The sequence below is a fragment of the Streptomyces sp. NPDC005774 genome (assembly GCF_042871645.1).
GTDB lineage: Bacteria > Actinomycetota > Actinomycetes > Streptomycetales > Streptomycetaceae > Streptomyces > Streptomyces pratens.
In genome coordinates, this window is the sequence record NZ_JBIAIV010000105.1 from 1 (window position 1) to 7,238 (window position 7,238).

Below are 7,238 nucleotides of genomic sequence, written 5' to 3' on the forward strand. Positions count from 1 at the left end.
GGGCGAATAGACCTTCATCACCATAATCGGTCACCCTCTCCCGGCCCCCACCGGGGCCGGAGGTCAGGGTGTCCACCACCCGGGGGGAGGTCCCCCCCAGCCGGGCCAGCTCGCCCTGAATCCGGCGATGGCCCCACCTCGGATTCTCCTCGGCCAGGCGCAGGACGAGCTTCTTCAGCGCGGCCGGGGTCGGGGGTCGGCCCGGTGCGGCCGCGGCGCTTGGAATAGTCCCACTTCTTCGTGATCAGCCTGCGGTGCCAGGCCAGTACGGTGCCGGGCTGGACCGGGAAGACCTGCGCCCAGCGACGGCGCGGTATCAGCGAGGACAGGGCAGCAAACCAGAACCGGTCGGCCGGCTCGTAGCGCACCGGTCCTGCGAGTTGGCGGCGCAGGACCGTGTTCTCGTGCCGCAGCACGAACAGTTCAGCTTCCTTCGTGGTGTCGCGGCGCAGCAGTATGCCGGGGACGGCCAGCAGCTTCCGGGTCACCCTGTACAGCAGCGAGACGATCACCACGACAGCATCCCAGCTGCTACCGACGCTCCAGGACATGGGTACGCACCTGCAGCGATGACTTTCCGAGCGGTACACGGCGCGACGACATTCACGAAGCCTTTCTCGGCCTCGCGACCTGCCTCATCACCCACCGACACGTCCAACGCCTTTGTTAGGACCTCTTATACGCCGGGGGTGATGTCCGGGTCTCTCAGCCCCTTCATCAGTTCGGTGATGACCTCGCGGTCCCGCTCCTCGTCGCTGTACGGGCCTGGTGCGGCGGTCTCCTGACGGGGCGCGAAGCGTGGCACCTTACGGAGCTTGGCGAACCGGTCGACCAGCTTCTGAACGGTGGCGAAGTCCTCAGCGGACTCGTCGTCCGCGCCACCTTCATAGCCTTGGTCGAACAGGAACTGCAGCAGCATGTCCAACGGATGAGCGTCGAACAAGGACTCATCCTCGCCGGCGACCAGGTGAAGCGCCTCGAGCGCGCACTCGACGAGAGCCTCCAGAGAGGGGCCGCTCAGCGAGCCGCCGGGAATCTCCTTCAGGTTTTCATAGAGGCCGATGGCCCCGTACCAGTCGCCGTCCTCCACCTGCTCCGCCAGCTCCAGCCGGATTGCGTCCGCCACCTCACCGGCGAAGCGCGCCACGTCCTCCTGGGCGATGAGCCGGCTGCCTGCCATGGCATGCACCAGACTGACGAGGTGCTCGACGTGCTCGACGTGCCAGTGGTCCGGGCCCCTCTCCTTGACGACATGCGCCGCCAGCGGGGCGGAGTCCAGCAGCTCGGCAGCCTCCAGGATCCACTGGAGGCTGGACGCCTCGCTCTCGTCTGCGACTTCAGGTGACCACTCGACGAATTCCGCCGTCTCCAGCACCGCGGACTCGGTCCGTGCGGCTTCCGCCTTGAGTTGCGCGAGAATGCCGGCCCCGTCCGCTATTCCGGCCGCGTCGATCAGGCTGTGAATCTGCACCGGGTCGACCAGCGCGCCCAGGAGCGCAGCCATCGGGGCCCGCCCGGCGTCGAGATGGAAGCGGAGGTAGTCCGCGATCGACGGATTGTGGAAGGACACAGCGTGCTGCTCAACGGCGACCATCGTGCCGTCCAGCACCTGCAGCGCCCGGTGGAAGGTCCGGACGTCTGCCTCCAGCCCACGCTCCTTGCGATACCAGGACCAGGATTCGCTCAGCGTATCCAGTGTGGCCGTGCGCAGGGTGAAGAGGACTTCGAGCAGATGCACCGCTTCGTCGGTCAAATCGTTCTCCACGATCCGTTCCCAGATGCGGCGGGGATCGTCAAGGTTCTTCCGTACGGCGGCGGCGACGTCCTGCTCCTGCCGGGCGGCGAGCCGGAGCGTCTCCTCGATCAGCCGGGGGCTGAAGTTGTGGTGCTCGACGATGGGCTGCCACACCGTCCGGTCGGCGAACGGCCTCTTCTGTTCGGCGGGCAGCTGCGCGTGGTGGACGTGGTTGTAGAGGATCTGGCCCCTGACAGGGTCTGTGTAGGGAACGGTGGAACTCGGTCGGATTTCTTTAGTGGCGTCCGGCGGTGAGCCGGCCGTCGAAGGTGATGTCGAATGCTTGGAGCGCGGCCTTCCAGCGCATGGTCCAGCGCTTGCGTCCGGTGCCGGTCGGGTCCAGACTCATGACGGCCAGGTAGACGCACTTGAGGGCGGCCTGGTCGGTGGGGAAGTGCCCGCGGGCGCGGACGGCCTTGCGGATCCGCGCGTTGATGCTCTCGATCGCGTTGGTGGTGCAGACGATCTTGCGGATCTCCACGTCGAACCGGAGGAAGGGCACGAACTCCGCCCAGGCGGCCTCCCAGAGCCGGACGATCGCCGGATACTTCCGGCCCCAGGCGTCGGTGAACTCCACGAACCGCTCCAGGGCGGCCTCCTCGGTCGGCGCGGTGTAGACGGGCCTGAGCGCCTTCGCGATCTTCTCCCAGTCCTGCCGGGCCGCGTAACGGAAGCTGTTCCGCAGCAGGTGAACGACGCAGGTCTGGACGATCGTCGCAGGCCAGACGGTGTTCACGGCGTCCGGGAGGCCGGTTGGGCCGTCACAGACCAGCATCAGGACATCGGCCGCGCCGCGATTCTTGATCTCGGTCAGCACCTGAAGCCAGTACTTTGCGCCTTCACCGCCGTCACCGATCCACAGGCCCAGGATGTCCCGGTGCCCCTCGGCGGTGACCGCCACCGCCATGTAGACAGGCCGGTTGGCGACGTGCCCGTCCCTGACCTTCACGTTCACGCAGTCGATGAAGACGACCGGGTAGACGCTGTCCAGCGGACGGTTCTGCCATTCCGTCATGCCGGCCATCACGCTGTCAGTGATCGTGGAGATCGTGGACTTGGAGATCTCCGCGCCGTACACCTCGGCGAGATGTGCGGAGATCTCCCCGTGCGTCAGCCCTTTCGCCGACAGCGACAGGACCATCTCGTCCACCCCGCCCAGACGCCGCTGGCGCTTCTTGACCAGCTGCGGCTCGAACGACCCGGCCCGGTCCCGCGGCACCACGATCTCGACCGGCCCCGACTCGGTGATCACCGTCTTGGCCCGGTGCCCGTTGCGGTAGTTCTCCCGACCGCCCTCGGCCCGCTCGCCGGGCTCGTGCCCCAGATGATCAGTGAGCTCGCCTTCCAGGGCGGACTCCAGTACTCGCTTGGTCAGCTGCTGCAGCAGGCCGCCCTCCCCGGTGAGCTTCACCCCACCGGCCTGGGCCCGGGCCACCAGCTCGGCGACCAGCCCGTCATCCACGGTGTCCGTCGCACCCACAGCGGCCTCCCCGGCCTCGATGTCACTCGTCACGCCAGTCATCAACTGTCGCTTCCAGCTCGGGAGTTACACCGCTCACGGTACAGACCCGACGCCGCCGACAAATCCCAAACAGGACAGTCGAAACGTCAGTCAGCCAAGGGGTCAGGCCCACCAGCAGCGTCACCACGTCACATCACCACTGTCAGCCAACGTGGCAGTGCCCTCACGGCCCATTCGGAGTCTGGGGACTCGGCAGGCGCGACGGTGATGGTGCACCTCGGCCACTGCTCCATATGCGCGCACGCCTCCTGCCCGCGGACGCATCTGTCACAGAATGCCGGAAGCAATAGATTTTTGGGCGATTGTTCCTTACGTACCCGTCGGAGGAGGCCCTGTGGATGTTGGGCTGATCAACGGCCTTCCCGGCCATCCTCTCTTCGTTCACGGCGCAGTGGTGCTGGTCCTGCTGACGGCGTTGGCGCTCGTGGTCTGTGCACTGTGGTCCTCGGCGGCCCGCAGGCTCAGCTGGGTGCTGCCGGTCATGGGGCTGGTCGCTCTTGTCCTGGTGGTGCTGACCACCGAATCCGGTGAGTGGCTGGAGGACCGGGTGCGGGAGAGTGCGCTGGTGGAAGAGCACGCCGAGATGGGGTCCGGTCTCACTCCATTGGCGATCGCCCTGTTCGTGCTGACGGTCGCCGTCTGGCTGCTCGGCCGCGTCGGCCTCCGCCGGGAACGAGACCGCAGCGGGGAGGTCGGCAGCCCCGCCGGGGGCGGGGCGTCCGCCGTGGCCCGGTCGGCCTCTTCTGTTTCGGTGCGCGTCGTGATGCTGGTGATCGCCCTGGTGGTGGCCGTCGGCGCGGTCATCCAGGTGTACCGGATCGGTGACTCGGGTGCGAAGGCGGCCTGGCAGGGCCGTTTCTCGACGAGTCGGTCCGGCGCCGGGCGGTGACGCGCCGGAGGCAGTCCGGCCGGCCTGTGTGAGGCGTCGGCCGGTCGGACTGCCTCGCGTGCTGCGTGCGGCCATCCAAGGGTGGCCAGGGCGGTCAGCCCATCTGGTCGAGCGCCTTCTGGAAGGCGGCCCCGTGCCGGGCGTCGTCCGCGGCGGTGTCGCGGAAGAAGCGGGCGGCGGCGCTGTCACCGACGGCGGTGGCCCGCTCGGCGAACCCCGGGTACACCATGGTCGCCCCGCGGCGCTCACCGGTGACGGCCATGCGCAGGTTCTCCCTGGTGTCGCGCACCAGACCGGCCAGCACCGCCTCACCGGCGAAGTGCTCCCGCAGTTCGACCTCGGCCGTGCCCTCCCACAGGCGGGCCAGCGCGGCGTTGCCGGTCTGCCTGGCGTGGGCGGCGAAGAGCATGTACTTGGCGTGCGCGAGACCCTCGCCGTGCAGGGCGGTGTCCAGGTTGGCCTTGGTGCGGGCGGCCTTCACCTTCGGCAGCCCGGCGGGCACCGACACCATGTCGGCCTTCGGCGGTGCCGGGACGGTGCCGCGGCCGGTGGTCACGACCGCGAGGGCCGTGCGGAAGGCGTTGCGGTGGCGGCCCTCGTCCGCGGCGATCTCGCTGAAGAGTTTCGCGGCCTCGAGGTCCCCGTCCTGGCGGGCCTGCTCGGCGAAGCCGCGGTACATGACCTCGTGCTCGTAGGTCTCGCCCTCGATGGCCTGGCGCAGGTTGGCCGCGTTCGATCCGACGGTTCCGGCCAGGATGGCCGCCTCGCGCAGGTGCTTGTCCAGCTCGGTCTGCGCCGTGCTGGACAAGAGCTTGCCGACGGCGGGCAGGCCCTGGCGGTCGGCCTCGGCGGCGAAGAGGCCGTAAACGGCGGAGGCGTACGCCGCGTCCCTCATCATGGTGGTCAGGTCGGCGATGGTCTGCGCGTGCAGGGCCCGGGCGGCGGTGTGCGGCGCCGGGGGCGCTCCGCCGGCCGGAGCGGCAAGGGCCGGCGCCGCCGGCGCGGTGGTGGCGGCCAGCGCGCACAGCCCCACTACGAACGTACGTGTCGAATGGCGGAACACGATGTCCTCCTTTCGGGGCGCACCCTTCTGGGTGCGAACGCTCCTCATGTCACCCGCATACGCACACCACCGCCCCCTCACGTCACCCATCCGAGTGGATACACAGAGTCATCATGTGCCTTTTCGTAGCAGGGAGAGCAGGCCACGTCCTCGCCCAGGACCTCATGCTCGCGCTGGTCGGCGGGCAGGGGACGAAGCTGCTCGACGGCGGCGTTCAGGACCAGCCCCAGCGCGCCGAGTTGGTCCTCCTGCCCCGTCCGGTACACCTGCATGATCTGTCCGCGCTTGCCGTGGCAGATGTCCCGGGCGGGCGCTGTCACGTTGTTGAGTATGTGAGTGCCTGACGGTGTGTCGGTGTGGTGGGGCCGGGTTCCGGCTCCGGGCTTAGGCTGTGGCAGGCAGGCCGGCGACGCCGGTGACCTGGTCCCAGATCGCGAAGCGGGTGGTCATCTCGGTGCGGTAGTGGGCGGCGGTCACCAGGTGGCGGCGGGGCCGGAAGTGGGGTGAGATGCCGCTGAACGTGGCCAGGAACCGCTGGGCTCCGCCGACGCTGCGGAAGCCTTTCATGGCGCGTTCGCGCTGCCTCGTCGGCTGATGACTGTTCTCCGCCCGGTTGTTGAGGCCCTTGTGGGAGCGGTGCTCGACGGAGGGCATCACCTCGCGGTGGGCCGCGCCGTAGGAGCGCAGCTTGTCCGTGACGATCACCCGTGGCACCGTGCGGGTCTTCTGCATCAGGCTGCGGAAGAAGCGTCTGGCGGCGGCCTTGTCCCGACGGTTCTGCACGAGGATGTCGAGCACGTTGCCGTCCTGGTCGACGGCCCGCCACAGGTACGTCTGCTCCCCGTTGATCTTCACGAAGACCTCGTCCAGGCGCCACGTGTCCCCGGGCCGGGACCGGCGGCGGCGCAGGCCGTTGGCGTAGGCCTGCCCGAACTTCACGGACCAGCGGCGGATGGTCTCGTGGGAGACGATGACGCCGCGTTCGAGCATCAGCTCCTCGACCTCGCGGAACGACAGCGGGAAGCGGAAGTACAGCCACACACTGCGATCTCTCGGTTTTGGGACAGTGGGGACTCTGGTGCGCAATTCGTGTGTGCGTCAGCCCACGAGTTGGTAGCTGAGCCGGGTGAGGTGGCTGCTGCGCGTGCGGTCGAGCGGGTGTCCGCTCCAGTAGGCGTCGAGCCGCACGACGTTGATCGCGGTGGCGGAGAAGGCGTGTTGGAGACGAACTCTGGGCAGGCCGCGGTAACGGGCCCTGCGCATCCCGGTGATGTCGAGGGCCTGGTTGATGGTGCCTTCCACCCCGTCCCGCAGCCTGTACCGGGCCTTGAAGGCGTCGGTCTGTTGTTCGGCGCGGGCGGCGGCGAGGGTCTCGTGCAGTTCTCGGGGGCGCAGGGTGAGCATCCGGCGGCCCTGGCGGGAGGTGGTGCATCGGTCGTGGAGGGGACAGCTCCCGCAGGTTGTGGCGGCGAAGGTGACCACGATGGCGTCCCTGCCATGCTGTTGGACAGGATTCCAGGTGCTGCTGGTACGTCCGGCAGGGCAGCGCGCCTGACGGGCCTTCCAGTCGATGGAGAACGCGCTCTTGTCGAAGCCCTCGGCGGCCCCGGCCTGCCGGGAGTGGTCGAGCAGGGCGGGGGTGACCATTTCGGTGCCGAGCTTGGCGGCGGCGTGGATGAGGTCGGCGGAGGGGTAGCCGGAGTCGAGGTAGTGCTCGCCGGGCGGCAGGCCGTGCTCGCGCAGTCGCTGCTGGATGGGTGCGGTGGCCTGTACGTCGGGGACGGCGGCGTGGGTGGTCATCACGTCCGTGATCAGGTTCGGCGGCAGTAGCCCGCCGTCCTTGTTCCCGCGTCTTTCCCGGTCCCCGGCTTCGGCTTCGGCTTCGGCTTCGGCTTCGGCTTCGGCTTCGGCTTCGGCTTCGGCTTCGGCTTCGGCTTCGGCTTCGGCTTCGGCTTCGGCTTCGGCTTAC

7 protein-coding genes and 1 pseudogene are annotated in these 7,238 nt (G+C 68.6%); 1 reads left to right on the forward strand and 7 read right to left on the reverse strand.

Features of this window, described 5'->3' with window-relative positions:
* From ACFYQA_RS38835 to ACFYQA_RS38845, 3 genes and pseudogenes are all read right to left on the reverse strand, one after another.
* Positions 1–512 (reverse strand): annotated as a pseudogene (locus ACFYQA_RS38835) (integrase); the annotation flags it as partial.
* A gap of 164 nt (positions 513–676) precedes the next feature.
* Positions 677–1,909, reverse strand: coding sequence for a hypothetical protein (locus ACFYQA_RS38840; protein ID WP_388928472.1), 1,233 nt, complete (start codon positions 1,907–1,909; stop codon positions 677–679).
* A 121-nt stretch (positions 1,910–2,030) separates the two neighbouring features.
* Positions 2,031–3,317, reverse strand: coding sequence for an IS256 family transposase (locus ACFYQA_RS38845; RefSeq protein WP_388928474.1), 1,287 nt, complete (start codon positions 3,315–3,317; stop codon positions 2,031–2,033).
* A 334-nt stretch (positions 3,318–3,651) separates the two neighbouring features.
* Between ACFYQA_RS38845 and ACFYQA_RS38850 the strand changes: the two genes are divergently transcribed.
* Positions 3,652–4,206: a DUF2231 domain-containing protein gene (locus ACFYQA_RS38850; RefSeq protein WP_388928476.1), complete on the forward strand. Its 555-nt coding sequence runs from the start codon at positions 3,652–3,654 to the stop codon at positions 4,204–4,206.
* Between the two features lie 94 nt (positions 4,207–4,300).
* On the opposite strand, the gene ACFYQA_RS38855 is transcribed toward ACFYQA_RS38850, so the two are convergent.
* The 4 genes from ACFYQA_RS38855 to ACFYQA_RS38870 form a co-directional block, all read right to left on the reverse strand.
* Complete coding sequence (locus ACFYQA_RS38855; RefSeq protein ID WP_388928478.1) at positions 4,301–5,269, reverse strand: ferritin family protein; 969 nt, start codon at positions 5,267–5,269, stop codon at positions 4,301–4,303.
* A 77-nt stretch (positions 5,270–5,346) separates the two neighbouring features.
* Positions 5,347–5,589 carry a hypothetical protein gene (locus tag ACFYQA_RS38860; protein WP_388928486.1) on the reverse strand — a complete coding sequence of 81 codons (243 nt, stop codon included), beginning with the start codon at positions 5,587–5,589 and terminating at the stop codon, positions 5,347–5,349.
* Between the two features lie 64 nt (positions 5,590–5,653).
* The gene (locus ACFYQA_RS38865) at positions 5,654–6,355 is read right to left on the reverse strand and encodes an IS6 family transposase (protein ID WP_388928480.1); all 702 of its coding nucleotides are present in this window, start codon (positions 6,353–6,355) and stop codon (positions 5,654–5,656) included.
* A gap of 12 nt (positions 6,356–6,367) precedes the next feature.
* Positions 6,368–7,069 carry a transposase gene (locus ACFYQA_RS38870; RefSeq protein WP_388928482.1) on the reverse strand — a complete coding sequence of 234 codons (702 nt, stop codon included), beginning with the start codon at positions 7,067–7,069 and terminating at the stop codon, positions 6,368–6,370.
* Positions 7,070–7,238: the final 169 nt, after the last annotated feature.

Coding starts and splice junctions, on each gene's coding strand:
- ACFYQA_RS38845 (WP_388928474.1), bottom strand. CDS start 3,317: ATGACTGGCGTGACGAGTGACATCGAGGCCGGGGAGGCCGCTGTGGGT.
- ACFYQA_RS38870 (WP_388928482.1), bottom strand. CDS start 7,069: ATGACCACCCACGCCGCCGTCCCCGACGTACAGGCCACCGCACCCATC.